Annotated in this window: 18 protein-coding genes; 7 read left to right on the forward strand and 11 right to left on the reverse strand. The window is 66.8% G+C overall.

Features of this window, described 5'->3' with window-relative positions:
* Positions 1-13: 13 nt before the first annotated feature.
* The 8 genes from ORK51_RS01080 to ORK51_RS01115 all read right to left on the reverse strand — a co-directional run bounded on the left by ORK51_RS01080 (position 14) and on the right by ORK51_RS01115 (position 7900).
* On the reverse strand, positions 14-427 hold the full coding sequence (locus tag ORK51_RS01080; RefSeq protein ID WP_019185291.1) for a Na+/H+ antiporter subunit G: 414 nt from the start codon (positions 425-427) through the stop codon (positions 14-16).
* Complete coding sequence (locus ORK51_RS01085) at positions 424-708, reverse strand: K+/H+ antiporter subunit F (RefSeq protein ID WP_019185292.1); 285 nt, start codon at positions 706-708, stop codon at positions 424-426. Before ORK51_RS01085 ends, ORK51_RS01080 begins: the two co-directional genes overlap by 4 nt.
* Positions 705-1211: a Na+/H+ antiporter subunit E gene (locus ORK51_RS01090; protein WP_070426120.1), complete on the reverse strand. Its 507-nt coding sequence runs from the start codon at positions 1209-1211 to the stop codon at positions 705-707. Before ORK51_RS01090 ends, ORK51_RS01085 begins: the two co-directional genes overlap by 4 nt.
* A complete protein-coding gene (locus ORK51_RS01095; protein WP_046273052.1) occupies positions 1208-2743 on the reverse strand; it encodes a monovalent cation/H+ antiporter subunit D in 1536 nt (511 codons plus the stop codon). Before ORK51_RS01095 ends, ORK51_RS01090 begins: the two co-directional genes overlap by 4 nt.
* Positions 2740-3123 carry a Na+/H+ antiporter subunit C gene (locus ORK51_RS01100; protein WP_019185295.1) on the reverse strand — a complete coding sequence of 128 codons (384 nt, stop codon included), beginning with the start codon at positions 3121-3123 and terminating at the stop codon, positions 2740-2742. Before ORK51_RS01100 ends, ORK51_RS01095 begins: the two co-directional genes overlap by 4 nt.
* Positions 3123-5948, reverse strand: a complete 2826-nt coding sequence (locus ORK51_RS01105) for a monovalent cation/H+ antiporter subunit A (protein WP_266083534.1) — start codon at positions 5946-5948, stop codon at positions 3123-3125. The genes ORK51_RS01100 and ORK51_RS01105 overlap by 1 nt, the downstream gene beginning before the upstream one ends.
* 359 nt (positions 5949-6307) lie before the next feature.
* Positions 6308-6787, reverse strand: coding sequence for an Mpo1 family 2-hydroxy fatty acid dioxygenase (locus ORK51_RS01110; RefSeq protein ID WP_019185297.1), 480 nt, complete (start codon positions 6785-6787; stop codon positions 6308-6310).
* Between the two features lie 186 nt (positions 6788-6973).
* Entirely contained in the window at positions 6974-7900 is a 927-nt protein-coding gene (locus ORK51_RS01115) for a phosphoribosylaminoimidazolesuccinocarboxamide synthase (protein ID WP_019185298.1), read from the reverse strand.
* A 143-nt stretch (positions 7901-8043) separates the two neighbouring features.
* Here ORK51_RS01115 and ORK51_RS01120 point away from each other — a divergent pair, with 143 nt between their 5' ends.
* The 4 genes from ORK51_RS01120 (at position 8044) to yegS (ending at position 10749) form a co-directional block, all read left to right on the forward strand.
* A complete protein-coding gene (locus ORK51_RS01120) occupies positions 8044-8373 on the forward strand; it encodes a J domain-containing protein (protein WP_019185299.1) in 330 nt (109 codons plus the stop codon).
* Positions 8374-8415: 42 nt separating this feature from the next.
* Positions 8416-9093, forward strand: a complete 678-nt coding sequence (rpe, locus tag ORK51_RS01125; RefSeq protein WP_261998096.1) for a ribulose-phosphate 3-epimerase — start codon at positions 8416-8418, stop codon at positions 9091-9093.
* Between the two features lie 12 nt (positions 9094-9105).
* Entirely contained in the window at positions 9106-9588 is a 483-nt protein-coding gene (locus ORK51_RS01130) for a GNAT family N-acetyltransferase (protein WP_266083540.1), read from the forward strand.
* Between the two features lie 228 nt (positions 9589-9816).
* On the forward strand, positions 9817-10749 hold the full coding sequence (gene yegS, locus ORK51_RS01135; RefSeq protein WP_261998095.1) for a lipid kinase YegS: 933 nt from the start codon (positions 9817-9819) through the stop codon (positions 10747-10749).
* A 66-nt stretch (positions 10750-10815) separates the two neighbouring features.
* Here the strand turns inward: yegS and ORK51_RS01140 are convergent, their stop codons facing one another.
* From ORK51_RS01140 to ORK51_RS01150, 3 genes are read right to left on the reverse strand one after another with little or no spacing between them, the layout of a single operon-like run.
* On the reverse strand, positions 10816-11517 hold the full coding sequence (locus ORK51_RS01140) for a hypothetical protein (RefSeq protein ID WP_266083541.1): 702 nt from the start codon (positions 11515-11517) through the stop codon (positions 10816-10818).
* Positions 11518-11542: 25 nt separating this feature from the next.
* The gene (locus ORK51_RS01145; protein ID WP_070426115.1) at positions 11543-11884 is read right to left on the reverse strand and encodes a hypothetical protein; all 342 of its coding nucleotides are present in this window, start codon (positions 11882-11884) and stop codon (positions 11543-11545) included.
* Between the two features lie 29 nt (positions 11885-11913).
* Positions 11914-12807, reverse strand: coding sequence for a hypothetical protein (locus ORK51_RS01150; RefSeq protein WP_266083542.1), 894 nt, complete (start codon positions 12805-12807; stop codon positions 11914-11916).
* A 34-nt stretch (positions 12808-12841) separates the two neighbouring features.
* Here ORK51_RS01150 and ORK51_RS01155 point away from each other — a divergent pair, with 34 nt between their 5' ends.
* The 3 genes from ORK51_RS01155 (at position 12842) to ORK51_RS01165 (ending at position 16319) form a co-directional block, all read left to right on the forward strand.
* Complete coding sequence (locus tag ORK51_RS01155; protein WP_139146347.1) at positions 12842-13966, forward strand: hypothetical protein; 1125 nt, start codon at positions 12842-12844, stop codon at positions 13964-13966.
* A gap of 223 nt (positions 13967-14189) precedes the next feature.
* On the forward strand, positions 14190-15665 hold the full coding sequence (gene trpE / locus ORK51_RS01160) for an anthranilate synthase component I (protein WP_070426113.1): 1476 nt from the start codon (positions 14190-14192) through the stop codon (positions 15663-15665).
* A gap of 75 nt (positions 15666-15740) precedes the next feature.
* On the forward strand, positions 15741-16319 hold the full coding sequence (locus tag ORK51_RS01165) for an anthranilate synthase component II (protein WP_266083547.1): 579 nt from the start codon (positions 15741-15743) through the stop codon (positions 16317-16319).

Here is a 16319-nt window from a genome sequence, read left to right on the forward strand (position 1 = left end):
CCAACGGTCGGCTCTACTGGCTGTCCCGGGAAACGGGGGCCTTGGCATCGTCGGTCTCGTCTGCGCGGCGCGGTTCCGGCGGCGGCAGCTGTTCTTCCTTGGCGGTCTTGTGCCCCGGCAGCTCTGGCCGGGTTTCCATCAGCAGCGACAGCGCCGCCTTGGCCATCATGTGCGCGCTGATCGGCGCGGTGATGAACAGGAACACGGTGATCAGCAGCTCGCGCGGCTGCGGATCCTCGCCGAGGAAGATGTGGTAACACACCGAGCCGACCAGCACGCAGCCCACGCCCAGCGTGCTGGCCTTGGTCGGTGCGTGCAGCCGCTTGAAGAAGGTGGACAGCTTCACCAGGCCCAGCGCGCCGACCAGGATGAAGAAGCAGCCGAACAGCAGCAGGATCGACAGCACGATCTGGATGAAGGTGATCATTCGACGATGTCCCGGCGCAGCACGAACTTGCTCAGCACCACCGTGCTGCCGAAACCGAGCATGGCGATGATCAGCGCGGCTTCGAAATACACCGCCGAGTTGAGGTACATGCCGAACAGCATCAGCTCGGCGATCGCCGTCACCGACAGCGTGTCCAGGGCGAGGATGCGGTCGGGCACGGTCGGGCCGCGCAGCAGGCGCCAGGTGGCCAGCAGCATGGCCAGGCCGACCACGTGCATGCACACCACCATCGTGGTCTGGATGAACATATGTCCGGTCATGGGAAGATCTCCATCAGCGGGGCTTCGTAGCGGGATTTGATCTGCCGGATCAGCTCGTCCGGATCATCCAGGTGCAGCACATGCACCAGCAGATACCTGCGGTCATCGGACAACGCCGCCGAAACCGTGCCCGGGGTGAGCGTGATCATGCTGGTCAGCGCGGCGATGCCGTGGATGTTGGCGATATCCAGCGGCAGCCAGATGAAACCGGGATGGATGCGACGCTCCGGCCCCAGCACCTGGATCGCCACCCGGATGTTGGACACCAGGATGTCCCACAGGGTCACGAACAGCAGCTTGGGCAGCGGGCGGAGCGAGCCGATGCGGGCGAACTCGCGATCCAGCCGCGCGGCGAACAGCGGCACCACCACGCCCAGGATCATGCCGAGCACGATCTGGCCGAGGGTGAAGCTGTCGGACATCAGCAGCCAGAACACCACGACCATCACGCTCAGCGAGGGCGAGGGCAGCACGCGTTTGTAGAGGGAAGGCTTGCGCGTCATGGCTGGCGGATCTCCGGCGTGGTGGCGCGCAGCTCACCCACGTAGTCCTGCGGCTGCAGCAGCTGGGTGGCCATCGCATCGGTGTGCTGCATCAGCGGGCCGGCGAACACGCTCATCGCGATGCCGTAGCTGAGCAGCAGCGCCGCGGCGAACAGCTCCACGGTGCGCGTGGGCGCCTTGCGCGGTTTGGGGGCGCCTTCTTCGACCACCGGCACCCGCCAGAACAGGCGGATGCCGCCGCGGGTCAGGCCGATGATCACCATCAGGCTGCTGCCCAGCACCGCGGCCCAGACCGCCCAGGTGTACTGCGCCGGCATGCCGGCCAGCAGGGCCGCCTTGGCCAGGAAGCCGGACAGCGGCGGCAGGCCGGCCACCGAGACGGCGCCGATCAGGAACAGCACCGCCGGCGTTTCCTTGCCCGGCATCGGCGCGATGATTTCCTTCCTGTCGCTGGCACCGCCGCGGCGGCGGCGGATCAGATCGGCAATGAGGAACAGCGCGGCAGCCACGAAGGTACTGTGCGGCAGGTAGTACAGGCCGGCCGAGAGCACTTCGGGTGTGCGCACCGAGAAGGCGATGAACAGCGTCGCTGCCGAGACCACCACCAGGTAGGAAATCAGCACGCGCAGGCGCGCCGCGGCCAGGACACCCAGGCCGCCCAGCACCAGCGTGGCCACGCCTGCCCAGAGCAGCCACTGGCTGCCGTAGCCGGCCATCGGGCCGGCACCGTCGCCGAACCACAGGGTGCTGACCCGCAGCACTGCATAGAGGCCGACCTTGGTCATGATCGCGAACAGGGCGGCCACGGCAGCCGGCGCACGCGCGTAGGCTTCGGGCAGCCACAGGTACAGCGGCATCAGCGCGGCCTTGCTGCAGAACACCAGCAGCAACAGCCCCATGGTCGCCTTGACCAGGGTCAGGTGCGATGCCGGCACTTCGGCGATGCGCTGGGACAGCTCGGCCATGTTGAGCGAGCCCAGCGAGGCGTACAGCAGGCCGAGTGCGATCAGGAACAGAGTCGAGGCGGTGACGTTGAACACCACGTAGTGCAGGCCGATGCGCATGCGCAGGCCGCGCCCGCCGCTGAGCAGCAGGCCGTAGGAGGCGATCAGCATCACCTCGAAGAACACGAACAGATTGAAGATGTCGCCGGTCAGGAACGCGCCGTTGAGGCCGACCAGCTGGAACTGGAACAACGCATGGAAGTGCGGCGCGCGCCGGTCCCAGCCCGAGCAGGCGTGCAGCAGGCAGGGGATGGCCAGCAGCAGGGTGGTCACCAGCATCCATGCCGAGAGGCGGTCGGCCACCAGCGCGATGCCCAGCCGCGAGGGCCAGTCGCCCAGCAGGTACACCGCGATGCTGCCATCGGCGGTCTGCGCGAACAGCAGTGCGACCGCCGCGGCGAGCGCGGTCAGCGTGGTCCACGCCACCGTGCGCTGCACCTTCGGCCCGTAGCGGCGGTGCTCGACGAACAGCGAGCAGGCCGCGCCGAACAGGGGAATCAGGATGGGCAGGATCACCGCATGGTTCATGCGCCGCCCTCCCGGCCCGGCGCGGTATCGGCAGGCAGCTCTTCTTCTTCGTGCGCGTCCACGTGGTCGCTGTGGTTGTCGCTGCGACTGCGCATGGCCAGCACGATGCTGACCGCGGTCATCGCAAACGCGATCACGATGGCGGTCAGCACCAGCGCCTGCGGCAGCGGATCGGTGTAGTTGCCCAGGTCGCTGTCAATGCCCTCACGCAGCACCGGCGCCTTGCCCTGCACCAGCCGGCCGCCGGCGAAGATCAGCAGGTTGGTCGCATACGACAGGAAGGTCATGCCGAGGATCACATCGAAGCTGCGCGCGCGCAGCAACAGGTAGATGCCGATCGCGCTCAGTACGCCGATGGCGCTTGCCAGGGCCAGTTCCATCAGTGCATCTCCCCGGTTTTTGCCGAACGGCGGGTGGGATCGATCTCGCCTTTGCGGGCGTTGCGGGTGCGCGAGGGCTTGATCGTGCCCATCATCGAGAGCATCAGCATCACGCCGCCGAACACCACCAGGTACACGCCGGTATCAAAGCCGATCGCACTGGCCAGCGGCACCTCGCCGATCAGCGGAATGTGCAGGTCCAGGTGGCCGCTGGTCAGGAACGGCACGCCGAACAGCATCGAGGCGCAGCCACTGAGGATGGCGATCAGCAGACCGGCACCGATGCAGCGGATGTAATCGAAGCCGAAGCGCGATTCCACCGAAGTGGTGCCTTGGATGACGTACTGGATCAGCAGCGGCACGGCCAGCACCAGGCCGGCGATGAAGCCGCCGCCGGGCGCGTTGTGGCCGCGCAGGAACAGGAAGATCGAGACGGTCAGGGTGAGCGGGAACATGATCTGGGCCAGATCGGCCGGCACCGGCAGCTTGATCGGCGGGCCGGGCATGATCTGCTCCGGCGCCATCCGCGAGCGGCGCAGCATGGCGTGCACCACCAGCGCGGCGATGCCGAACACGGTGATCTCACCGAACGTATCAAAGCCACGGAAGTCGACCAGGATCACGTTGACCACGTTCTGCCCATAGGCCTCCGGCAGCGCACGCGCCAGCAGCTCGCCGGCCATGGTGTTGGGCGGCAGGGTCATGGCGGTGTACGCCATCGCAGCCAGGCCACCACCGGCGACGATCGCGATCACCGCATCGCGCCGCTTGCGCCAGACCGACTTCTCCGGCGGCGACTGGATCGGCAGGTAGTTCATGCCCAGCAGCATCAGCACCAGGGTGACCATCTCCACCAGCAGCTGGGTCAGGGCCAGATCCGGCGCGGACAGGAACACGAAGGTCAGCGACACCATCAGGCCGACGCCACCGACCACCAGCACCGCCAGCAAACGCTGCCGGTAGACGAACAGCGCGCCCAGCGCGCAGGCCATCATCACCAGCCACAGGGCCCAGCCAAGCAGCGGGATCGGCTGCGGCGAGGGCCAGTTGGGCGAGGCGGGATGGGCCACGAACGGGGCGGCGGCGACGATCACCGCCACCACCACCAGCGCCATCAGCATGCGCTGCAGGCTGCCGTTGGCCAGGCCCTGGGTGAGCCGGTGGGCGAAGCCGAACACCAGGTCCAGCTGCTTGTGGAAAATGTTGCGGCCGATGCTGCGGCTGACCACCGCGTGCAGGTCGATCAGGCGGCGCAGGCCGAAGTACAGCGCGATGCCCCCGACCACACCGGCTGCGCTCATCGCCAGCGGCATGTTGAACCCGTGCCAGACCGAGAGGCTGTAGGCCGGCATTGCCGGGCCGAGGATGGACGAGGCGGCGGCGTGCAGCACCGGGGCGATGGTGATCGCCGGCGCAACGCCGACGGCTACGCAGACCACCACCAGGATCTCCACCGGCACCTTCATGAAGCGCGGCGGCTCATGCGGGACGCGGTCCAGATCGTGTGGCCCCTTGCCGAAGAAGGTGTCGTGCACGAAGCGCAGGCTGTAGGCCACACCGAACACGCCGGCCAGCAGCGCGGCGATCGTCATGGCGATGCGCATCGCCTCCGGCCCGGCGGTCAGGGCTTCGGCGAACAGCATTTCCTTGGACAGGAAGCCGTTGAGCAGCGGGATGCCCGCCATGGCCAGCGAGGCGATGATCGCCAGCGCGCTGGTGATGGGCATCAGCTTTCGCAGTCCCCCCAGCTTGCGCATGTCGCGGGTACCGGTTTCATGGTCGATGATGCCGGCGGCCATGAACAGCGAGGCTTTGAAGGTGGCGTGGTTGAGGATGTGGAACACACCGGCCACCACCGCCATCGGCGCGGACAGGCCGAACAGCATCGTGATCAGGCCCAGGTGGGAGATCGTCGAATAGGCGAGCAGGCCTTTGAGGTCATGCTGGAAGATCGCGTTCCAGGCACCGATCAACAGGGTGATCGCACCGATCCCGCTGACCGTATAGAAGAACAGGTCGGTGCCGGCCAGCGCCGGGTGCAGTCGGGCCAGCAGGAAGACGCCGGCTTTGACCATCGTGGCCGAGTGCAGGTAGGCCGAGACCGGCGTCGGCGCGGCCATCGCGTGCGGCAGCCAGAAGTGGAACGGGAACTGGGCGCTCTTGGTGAAGATGCCGGCCAGGACCAGGAACAGCGCATAGGGATACAGCGAACTGGCGCGGATCAGATCGCCGGCGGCGAGCACCGCATCCAGTTCGAAGCTGCCGACGATGCGGCCGATCAACAGCACGCCGCCGAGCAGGGCCAGGCCGCCGCCGCCGGTGACCACCAGGGCCATCCGGGCGCCCTCGCGGGCGTCCTGCCGGTGCGACCAGAAGCCGATCAGCAGGAACGAGCTGATGCTGGTCATTTCCCAGAACACCATCAGCAGCAACAGGTTGCCCGACAGCACCATGCCCAGCATGGCGCCCATGAACAGCAGCAGGTAGCAGTAGAAACGGTGGGCGCTGTCGCGGGCACTGAGGTAGTAGTGGGCGTACATCACCACCAGTGCGCCGATCGCCAGCACCATCCCGGCGAACATCCAGGCCAGGCCATCCAGGCGCAGCGAGAAGGCCAGGCCGATCTGCGGTATCCACTCCCCGTAACTGCGGACGATGCAGCCGTCCATGATCGCCGGGGTCATCGTCGCCAACAGCGCCAGGCCCCCCAGCGGAGCGGCCGCGGCTACCCAGGCGGCCGTGGAGCGGGAGGTGCGGCGGAATGAAGCGACAGCCACTGCCATCAGGAAGGGCAGGGCGAGCAGCAGGAGCAGACTAGGATTCATGCAGGGAATGCGGGATTCACGAGCAGGCCGTTCAGTCTAACAGGCAGGCAATTGCTGCCGATACACCCGAATACGCCCTCAATTGCATGTAACGTGCACTGATTCATTTTTTCCGGGCAGCGCCCGGCCCCATTCGGGTCCGTCGGCGGCCGTATGGAAGCCCGCTGGTGACTTTGCCGACTGTGGCCTCCCGACGCCTGTGGAAATGGATCCGGAACCAGGCGTCGCAGGGGCTGCGGGGCCGAAACGGTGTGCACGAAGATGAACGGTGACCGTCGCTCGAAAGGCCACTGGGGACGATGCTGGAGGGTGCGGCGTGGAGTGCCGGTGAGTGTCCGCGCTCGTTCAGGAAAAGCGGGTCAGTAGCGCCAGTCCATCCGGCGATAGAGCTTGGCCAATACCCACAGGGGGCCAATCAACAGGTAGACCAGATCGGTCAGGAAGCTCGGCTTGCGGCCTTCGTGCTTGTGGCCGATGAACTGCGCCACCCACGCCACGGCGAAAACCCCCAGCGCCAGCCAGAACAGGTTCACCAGGCCGATCTCGGCTTCCAGCAGCCGGCAGACGCAGCCGCTGACGAAGAAGAACGCGAGCATGCCGTAGCCCAGCGTGCGCGAAAGACGGTTGTAGAAGCACCAGGCGGCGAACATCGCCAGGCCGGCCCAGATCCCGTTCTGGAACCAGGTGATCAGCGGCGGCAGGCACCACAGCAGGGCGATGACCGACCACGCGATCGCCGGGACGGCCAGGACGTGGATGCGCTGGTTCAGCACATTGCGGTGGTCGTCGGAATAGCTGGCGAAGTAGCGGTCGATCGGGCGTGCGACGGTGGTGGCCATGGTCCCTCCCAGGATCTGCAGAGCATAACGCCCCGGGCGGGTGGAGCCGACCGTTGGTCGGCTTGCGCTCACCCAGACGATACCCCTCGCGTTGCACGCGATAGGCCACGAACGTCCGCGGCAGTCGACCAACGGTCGACTCTACGGCCGGGACCCCCGGCCATCACGGCCGGGGGCGCAGGCGAATCAGTCGACGGAGATCCCGGCCAGGCGCTGCAGCGCCTCGGCGTACTTGGCGCGGGTACGTTCGATGATCTCGGCCGGGATGCTCGGGCCGGGCGCGGTCTTGCCCCAGTCCAGCGTCTCCAGGTAATCGCGGACGAACTGCTTGTCGTAGCTTGGCGGGCTGGTGCCCACCTCGTACTCGTCGGCCGGCCAGTAGCGCGAGGAATCCGGGGTCAGCATTTCGTCCATGATGTACAGACGGCCATCGGCATCGGTGCCGAACTCGAACTTGGTGTCGGCCAGGATGATGCCGCGCTCGCGCGCATAGTCGGCGGCGAAGGCGTAGATGCGCAGGGTCGCATCGCGTACGCGCTCGGCCAGGTCCGCCCCGACCGCCTTCACCATCGCATCGAAATCGATGTTCTCGTCATGGTCGCCGACGGCGGCCTTGGTCGAGGGGGTGAAGATCGGTTCGGGCAGCTGCTCGGCCTGGCGCAGGCCGTCAGGCAGCTCGATGCCGCTGATCTTGCCGGTGCGCTGGTAGTCCTTCCAGCCACTGCCGATCAGGTAGCCGCGGGCGATGGCCTCGACCGGGACCGGCTTGAGCTTGCGGGTGACCACCGCGCGCTTGGCGTACAGCGCCGGATCGACACCCTCGGGCAGCACGCTGGCGACATCGATGCCGGTCAGGTGGTTGGGCATCAGGTGCGCGGTCTTGGCGAACCAGAAGTTCGAGACCTGGCAGAGCATTTCGCCCTTGCCGGGGATCGGGTCGGGCAGCACCACGTCGAAGGCTGACAGACGGTCGGTCGCGACCATCAGCAGGTAGTCCCCCGGCGGAGTGCCGGCGGGGAGCCGGTCGCGCGGAATGTCGAAAACATCACGCACCTTGCCGCGATGGCGCAAGGGCAGGCCGGGGAGATCGGATTGCAACAACGTGGTCGGCACGGGCACTCCTGAGGCTTCGTCATGACAGCTGTCCAGGGGACCCGGAGGGCCCGCACAGACAGCGGGCGGCCTAGTGTAAAGCGGGTTGGGCCCGCTGTGACGTAAAATGAGGATCCTTTGTCGCCTCGGCTGCCCAGACCACCATGCGCTGGTACGGAAAACTGCTCGGATTCATCGCTGGCGCCCTGTTGTTCAGGCCCAATCCGCTGTTCGGGGCCGCGTTCGGGCTGTTGCTGGGGCATGCCTTCGACGCCGACTGGTTCCGGCTGAACAGGGAAAATCCCTACCGTGAGCTGGGGCTGACCTCCGAGGCGACCGATGCCGAGATCGACCTGGCCTACCGCCGGCTGATGTCCCAGTACCACCCCGACAAGGTGGTCGGCGCCGCCCCGGAGCTGCGCCAGCAGGCCGAGCGCAAGTCGCGCCAGCTCAATGCCGCCTATGACCGCATCAAGACCCTGCGCAAGCGCTGATTCCGCGCGGCGCCCCCTTTCAACATCCTGAAGGTCCCGGCCATGTCCAACTGCATCATTGCTCCCTCCATCCTGTCCGCCGATTTCGCCCGCCTGGGCGAGGAAGTGGACAACGTGCTCGCGGCCGGCGCCGACTGGGTGCATTTCGATGTGATGGACAACCACTATGTGCCGAACCTGACGATCGGCCCGCTGGTCTGCCAGGCGCTGCGCAAGCATGGCGTGACCGCACCGATCGACGTGCACCTGATGGTCGAGCCGGTGGACCGCATCATTCCGGATTTCGCCGAGGCCGGCGCGACCTACATCAGCTTCCATCCGGAGGCGAGCCGCCACGTGCACCGCACCATCCAGCTGATCCGTTCGCTGGGCTGCAAGCCGGGCGTGGTGCTCAATCCGGCCACGCCGGTGGACATCCTGGACTGGGTGCTCGATGACCTGGACCTGGTGCTGGTGATGTCGGTCAACCCGGGTTTCGGCGGCCAGGCCTTCATTCCCTCGGCGCTGGACAAGGTGCGCGCGATCCGCAAGAAGATCGATGCCAGTGGCAAGGACATCCGCCTGGAGATCGACGGTGGCGTGAAGGCCGACAACATCGGCGCCATCGCGGCGGCCGGTGCGGATGCGTTCGTGGCCGGCTCGGCGATCTTCAATGCGAAGACCAGCTACCAGGACGTGATCGCGCAGATGCGCGGCAATGTCGCCGCGGCGCGGGGCTGAGCCATGGGATCGGTGGCTGCCGTGACCATCCGCGTGGCCACCGCCGACGATGCAGCGCTGATCCTGCGCTTGATCCGCGAGCTGGCGATCTACGAGAAGGCCGAGTCGTCGGTGCAGACCGACGAAGCGGGCATCCGCGCGAGCCTGTTCGGGCCGGAAGCGAAAGCGCACGCGCTGATCTGCGAGGCCGACGGCGTGGCCATCGGGTATGCGGTGTATTTCTACAATTACTCGACCTGGCTGGGCCGCAACGGGATCTACCTGGAAGACCTGTACGTGAGCCCGGAACGGCGCGGCAGCGGGGCCGGCAAGGCACTGCTGCAGCACATCGCACGGATCGCGGTGGCCGAAGGCTGCGGCCGGTTCGAGTGGTCGGTGCTGGACTGGAATGAACCGGCGATCCAGTTCTACCAGGCCGCCGGTGCGAAGCCGCAAAGCGAGTGGACGGTGTATCGGATGGAAGGCGAGGCATTGCGGACCTTCGCCGAAGGCTGAGCACCCGGTAGAGCCGACCGTTGGTCGGCTGCCCTCCCGGCGGCAAGAAAAAAGACCGCACCCTTGCAGATGCGGCCCCGGGAACAGCGGGAGGCTGATCCTGCCTCCATCCATCTACCTTGCTATGGCCTTCCATTCTCCGGGCCATCGGTGACGCTTTGATGACGTTCACCGACGGCCACCCCGCGCGCTGCTAGCCTTCGCTTTCCCACTCCCTGGAAGTACCGCATGAGCCGTCCCCATTGGCGTTTGATCCTCAACGGCAAGGCCACCGGCAATGAGGATGTGCGCGAGGCGGTGGCAGCACTGCGCGAGCGCGGGGTGCAGCTGGAGGTGCGGGTGACCTGGGAGTCGGGCGATGCCGAGCGCTACGTGGCCGAGGCGATCGCACACGGGGTCGACACGATCATCGCGGCCGGCGGGGACGGCACGCTCAGCGAGGTGGCCGAGACGCTGGCCCATCGCGAGGAGCCGGCCGATGCACTGCCGTCGCTGGGCCTGTTGCCGCTGGGCACGGCCAATGACTTCGCCACGGCGGCCGAAATTCCCGACGAACCGCTGGCGGCGCTGGAGCTGATCAGGCACGCGCCGGCGCGGCCGGTCGATCTGCTGCGCATCGATGCCGACGGCAGGGTGTGGTGGTGCGCGAACGTAGCCAGTGGCGGTTTCGGCACCGAGGTGACGGTGGAGACCGATGAGGGCCTGAAGAAGGTGCTCGGCGGGCTGGCCTATCTGGTGACCGGGGTCTCGCGGCTGGGCCGGATCGATCCCATCCAGGCGCGGGTCCGGGCGCCGGGCTTCGAATGGGCCGGTGGCTTCATCGCGCTGGGCGTTGGCAACGGCCGCCAGGCCGGCGGCGGCCAGGTGCTGTGCCCGGAGGCCCTGATCGACGATGGTGTGCTCGATATCACCGTGATTCCCGAGCTGAGCGGGGAGGTGGCGTCCACCTTCGCTGCGCTGGTCAAGGGCGGCAAGCGCGGTGCGCTGGAACAGGTGGCCGAACGCGTCCAGGCGCCGTGGGTGGAGATCGAGGCCGAGGCGCCGCTGACCCTCAATCTGGATGGCGAGCCGGTCCAGGCCCGCCATTTCCGCATCGACTGCGTGCCGGGGCGGGTCAACCTGCATGTGGCGCTGGACAGCCCGCTGCTGTCCAGAGCCTGAGTTCCGGCGCGGCTGCGGGGCCGTCCTGCATACGGCTGGCGCGTGGTGGCGCCTGCCGTGCCCGGCTCACTTGAACAGGCGGTCCAGCAACCGGCCGGCCGCGTTTTCAACCGTCTGATCCGCGCGCCCACCGATACCCGTGGCGACGCCGCCCGACGTGACTGAGCGATCCTTGAAGGAAACGGGGAATGTCTGCAGCCGTCGCAGTCGTCCCTGGCCCAGGTTTTCGTACTGGCCGAAGCTGGCACTGATATCGAAGCGGCTGCCCGGGGTCTGCGCCTCGTTCATGGCGCGCTGCACGAGGAAGGTGACCGTGCTGGATCGGCCTGGCAGCAGGGTGAAGGTCGGGTCGACCCGGTTCGTGGTGGCGATCGGGATGCCCTTGATCGTGTCTTTGTCCTGCCCGCCGAAGAAGCGGTAGGTATAGCCGTGGCTGTCGGTCGCGTTGAAGGTGTCGTACTCATAATTCAACACCATCGGCTGCGACGACACATTGCGCAGTGTCATCGTCACCGTGATCTCTACCGAGCCGCGCGTGCGCTGTCCTGCCCGGATCGAATCCAGTCGCGCTTCGATATCGCCAAATCGCTCCAGTGCGCCGGTGTCGTCGGGGGCCGGCACGCCGCAGCGTTGGTTCAACGCGTCCAGCTGGGCACGCAGCTGTGCGTTCTCACGACGGAGCGCGTCGGCGGATTGTGCGTGGGCAGGCACGGCCTGACCGGCCAGCAATGCGGCCGCCGCAGCGGCCGACAGCAGCGACTGCTTCAAGGTGATTCCGTTCATGTGCAGATCCTCAATGCATGGACATGGCTGCGCCAAACAGGCCGAGCACGGTGAGATTGACCAGCACCCAGACGATGCCCGCAGCGAACAGGCTGGCCAAGGTGATCAACAACTGCTTGATGCCATCGGGGTTCCCCTTGCTTTGCGCATAGGCGAAACACAGGATCGTGCTGAGCAGGAACAGCACCACACCGAAGATGCCGACGATCGGCACCAGCGCGCAGCCCCAGCCGATCCATCGCAGCGTCCTGGCCGTGCGCATCAGGCCGTCGGTTGCGCGCCGCCCGGCTTCCTCGCGCACGAGGCGCTGCTGCAGCGCGTTCTGGACATCGCTCTCATTGAGTTGATTCATGGATGATTCCCCTGTGGATTACGAAACGATCAGCTGCCCAACGCACGCCGTGCGCAGTCCTCCGGTGAAACGCACGGATCCTCTTCCGCTGGCTGCGCTGCCACCGCCGGATCGGGCGAGTAGGACGCCACGACGCGTCCGCTGCGGTCCAGAAGTTGGACATGCGTCACATAGGCATTGATGCGACGCTGGTTCAGATCGGCAGACTGGACGAAGAAGTAGGTCCGCAGCCGGGGTTTGCTGTTCCATCGGCTGCGAAGCCCTTCGAGCTCGCGGGCAACCGTTTCGTCAGCGACCGGGGCGAGCTGGACCTGCGCGGGATTGGCCCAGGTGTAGCTGTACTCCGGAATGTCCATGAAGTAGCGGTACTTGCCGCCGTTGAATTCGCCGACCGGGAAGCCCTTCCGCTCGAAGTCATAGGCCTGCAGGTCGGCATCCTCCAGTTCGCTCCAGTAATAGGGCGAGCGGCCAGCGTCTGCGATGCTCTGTTCGAGCTGCGGGCGAAGCGCCCCCATCAGGTCCTTGCGGCGGAAGGTATCGGCGGTGCCGCGGTATTCCTGCGAGGCAAGGCTGGCCATCGTGTCGAAATCCGTCGGAAGCTTGGACATGGCGGCATAAAGAAACATGACCTGCTGGCCGCTATCCAACTTGCGGTACTCGGCCAGCGGCTTGGCCAGGTCGGCTTGAGGAAGGGTGGTGGGCGCCGGTTTATCGGCGTTTGCCTCACCCTCGGCCGCAGCGGCGTTGCTGTCCTTATCGGTGCTCGGGGAGGCTGCATCGCCTTTGCCGCCGCATCCGACGAGCAGCAGGGACAGGGTGAGCGCAGTGGAAACTGATCGCAGCGCAGAGAGGGCCATGGCGTCCTTGACGTGGTGATGGGATGGCGGCAAATCTGCGTCCAGATGCGCAGCGACGCAGGTCATGGACATGACTTGACGAACAACACAGGAGATGGTTGTGAAAGCGGAGCTTATGGAAGAGCTGTACGCGGGGGTCACCGACCCGGAGCGGATGCAGTCATTCGTTGAACGTCTCGGTCGCGCGGTCGGTTGCCACTCCGGCAGCGTGACCCTGCGCGACGTGCACGGGGGGCGACACAGGGCGCTGGTCGCGGCCGGCGCGATGGCCGACCCGCGTACGGTGGAGCGCTTCAACGAAGACACGCTCTACTCGGTGGACAACCTCTGGTTCAACCGGGCCGCGCCGACGATGCGTGCTGGCAGCGTCATCGTCAGCGATCGGGTGGCCACGCTCGATGAGATGCGCGGAACGCGGTACTACCTGGATTTCCTGCGCCAGATCGACACGCTGCGTTCGGTGGCATTGTGCGCCTCGCGCAAGCCGGACCAGGTCACCATGCTGACCTTCGTGGGAACCGAGCGGCGCGGCGATTTCGATGCCCGCGAGGTGGCACTGTGCGAAGCGTTGGCCCCTCACTTCGTCAATGCCTTCGAGCTGCGCCAGGCACTGCAGGACGCGTGGCGGCAGGCAGGAACGCTGGCCCTGCTGCTTCTCGATGAGAACCTGCGGCCAGTATCGGTCAATGCCGGGGGCGAGGAGATGCTGCTGGCGCGCGTCCTGCGTGTGCGCCGAAAGGCGGCATTGGAGCCGGTGCATCCCGCCTCCCGGGCGGGTTGGAATGCCCTGGTCCGGCGCTTGGCGCTGCGGGGCGGTCCGGCGCAGGACCCCGGAGAGGATATCGTCGCTCTGCACGATGCAGATGGACTCCTGGCAGGATTCGCATCGCTTCGGCCCTATGGAAAGTACATTCCCGGCACCGGTACCGCCCGCTTTGTCATGACGGTCAACACGCTGGTGCGCCGCTCCTCGGCGGGGCTGTCCGCCACCCTGCGCGAGCTTTTCGGCCTGACCCCGGGCGAAGCGACGCTGGCCGTGGCGCTGCATCACCAGGGCGAGCTGTCGGCCGCCGCAGCGACCTGCGGCATCGGTGTCGGGAGTGCGCGGACCCGCCTGCAGAGCATTTTCGAGAAGACCCGCCTGCATCGGCAGGTGGACCTGGTCAGGATGCTGGACACCCTGAACGGCATGCTGGCCAGTGAGCGCCCGCTGCCGCTGTACTGACGCCCGGGCAGTCGCTCCATGCCGGAGTGGGCCGCCAGGTCGGCCTCGGAGCGGCTGCACGCAGGCCCGGGCGGGGTTCCCCCCCGCGCCGGGCTGAGGTACAGTCGCCGGGTGTCCATTCTGACGACCCCGCATACCCTTTCTTCCGCTCGCCGTTGGTGGCGATGGTGGCCTGTTGCCGTCGTCCGTCCCGCCACCGCCGTTTCCCGGAAGGAAAGTCGTCTTGATCACGCTCGAGCAGTTCCAGCAGCAGGCCGCTGAAGGCCATACCCGCATCCCCGTCGTCCGTGAAGTGCTGTCCGACCTGGACACGCCGCTCTCGGTCTATCTGAAGCTCGCCGACGGCCCGCATACCTATCTGTTTGAATCGGTCGAGGGCGGCGAACGCTTCGGGCGCTATTCCATCATCGGCCTGCCGGCGCGCCGGGTGTATGCCTTCCACGGCCATACCCTGACCATCAGCGAATCCGGCACCGTGGTGGAAACCCGCGAGGTCGCCGACCCGTTCACCGAGGTCGAGGCCCTGCGCAGCGCCCACTCGGTGCCGAAGCTGGCCGGTCTGCCCGGCTTCACCGGGGGCCTGGTCGGCTGGTTTGGCTTTGAGTGTATCGGCTACATCGAACCGCGCCTGGCGCCGCCGCGTGGCCGCGATGAGCTGGGCACGCCGGACATCCTGCTGCTGCATTCCGAAGAGCTGGCGGTGTTCGACAACCTCAAGGGCCGCCTGTACCTGATCGTGCATGCCGACCCGGGCCAGCCCGGTGCATGGGAGGAGGCCCAGGCCCGTCTGGATGCGCTGGTCGCCAAGCTGCGCGCCCCGGGTGCCGGCTACCCCGCGCCGATCACCCGCGACGTGCTGGACGAGAACGATTTCGTCTCCGGCTTCACCCGCGAAGGCTTCATCGCCGCGGTCGACAAATCCAAGGAATACATCCGCGCCGGCGACATCTTCCAGGTGGTGCTGAGCCAGCGCCTGAGCGTGCCGTTCAAGGCGCGCCCGGTGGATGTGTACCGCGCGCTGCGTGCGCTCAATCCCTCGCCGTACATGTATTTCCTCGATACCGGCGATGTGCAGGTGGTCGGTTCCTCGCCGGAAATCCTGGTGCGCCTGCAGGACGGGGAAGTCACCGTGCGTCCGATCGCCGGCACCCGCCCGCGCGGCGCGACGGTCGAAGAGGACAACGCGCTGGAAGTGGAACTGCTGGCCGACCCCAAGGAGCGCGCCGAGCATCTGATGCTGATCGATCTCGGCCGCAACGATGCGGGCCGCGTGTCCAGGGCGGGCACCGTGGAAGTGGGCGAGCAGTTCGTGATCGAGCGCTACAGCCACGTCATGCACATCGTCAGCGAAGTCACCGGGCAGCTGCAGCCGGGCCTGAGCTATGCCGACGTGCTGCGTGCGACATTCCCGGCCGGCACCGTCAGCGGTGCGCCGAAGATCCGCGCGCTGGAAGTGATCCGCGAGCTGGAACCGATCAAGCGCAACGTCTACGCCGGCAGCATCGGCTACATCGGCTGGCATGGCGATGCCGACACCGCGATCGCGATCCGCACCGCGGTGATCAAGGACGGCCGCCTGCACGTGCAGGCCGGTGCGGGCATCGTCTACGACTCCGATCCCGGCAAGGAATGGGACGAGACGATGAACAAGGGCCGCGCGCTGTTCCGTGCGGTCGCGCAGGCTGCCAAGGGCCTGTAACGGCGCACTGCCGAACGGCCTGACCCGTGCGCGGTTGCGTGCACGCCACTTCCCCATTCAAGACGGACCCTGACCATGTTGTTGATGCTCGACAACTACGACAGCTTCACCTACAACCTCGTGCAGTACCTGCAGACGCTGGGCGCCGAAGTGAAGGTGGTGCGCAACGACGCGTTGAGCGTCGATGAGATCGCCGCGCTGGCGCCCGAGCGCATCGTGATCTCGCCCGGCCCGTGCACGCCCAACGAAGCGGGCGTGTCGCTGGAGCTGATCCGCCGGCTCGGCCCGACCACACCGATCCTCGGCGTGTGCCTGGGCCACCAGAGCATCGGCCAGGTCTACGGCGGCGATGTCATCCGCGCCACCACCATCATGCACGGCAAGACCTCGCCGATCCGGCATGAGGGCAAGGGCGTGTTCGCCGGCCTGCCGGACCGCTACCAGGCCACGCGCTACCACTCGCTGGTGGTGGACAAGACCACGTTGCCGGCGTGCCTGGAAATGACCGCCTGGACCGAGAACGCGGACGGCTCGATCGAAGAGATCATGGGCCTTCGCCATCGCGAGTACCCGGTCGAGGGCGTGCAGTTCCACCCCGAGTCGATCCTCACCGAGCATGGCCACGCCCTGCTGAAGAATTTCCTGCAGCGCTGA

The organism is Stenotrophomonas sp. RIT-551, from assembly GCF_026241915.1.
GTDB classification, from domain to species: domain Bacteria; phylum Pseudomonadota; class Gammaproteobacteria; order Xanthomonadales; family Xanthomonadaceae; genus Stenotrophomonas; species Stenotrophomonas bentonitica_A.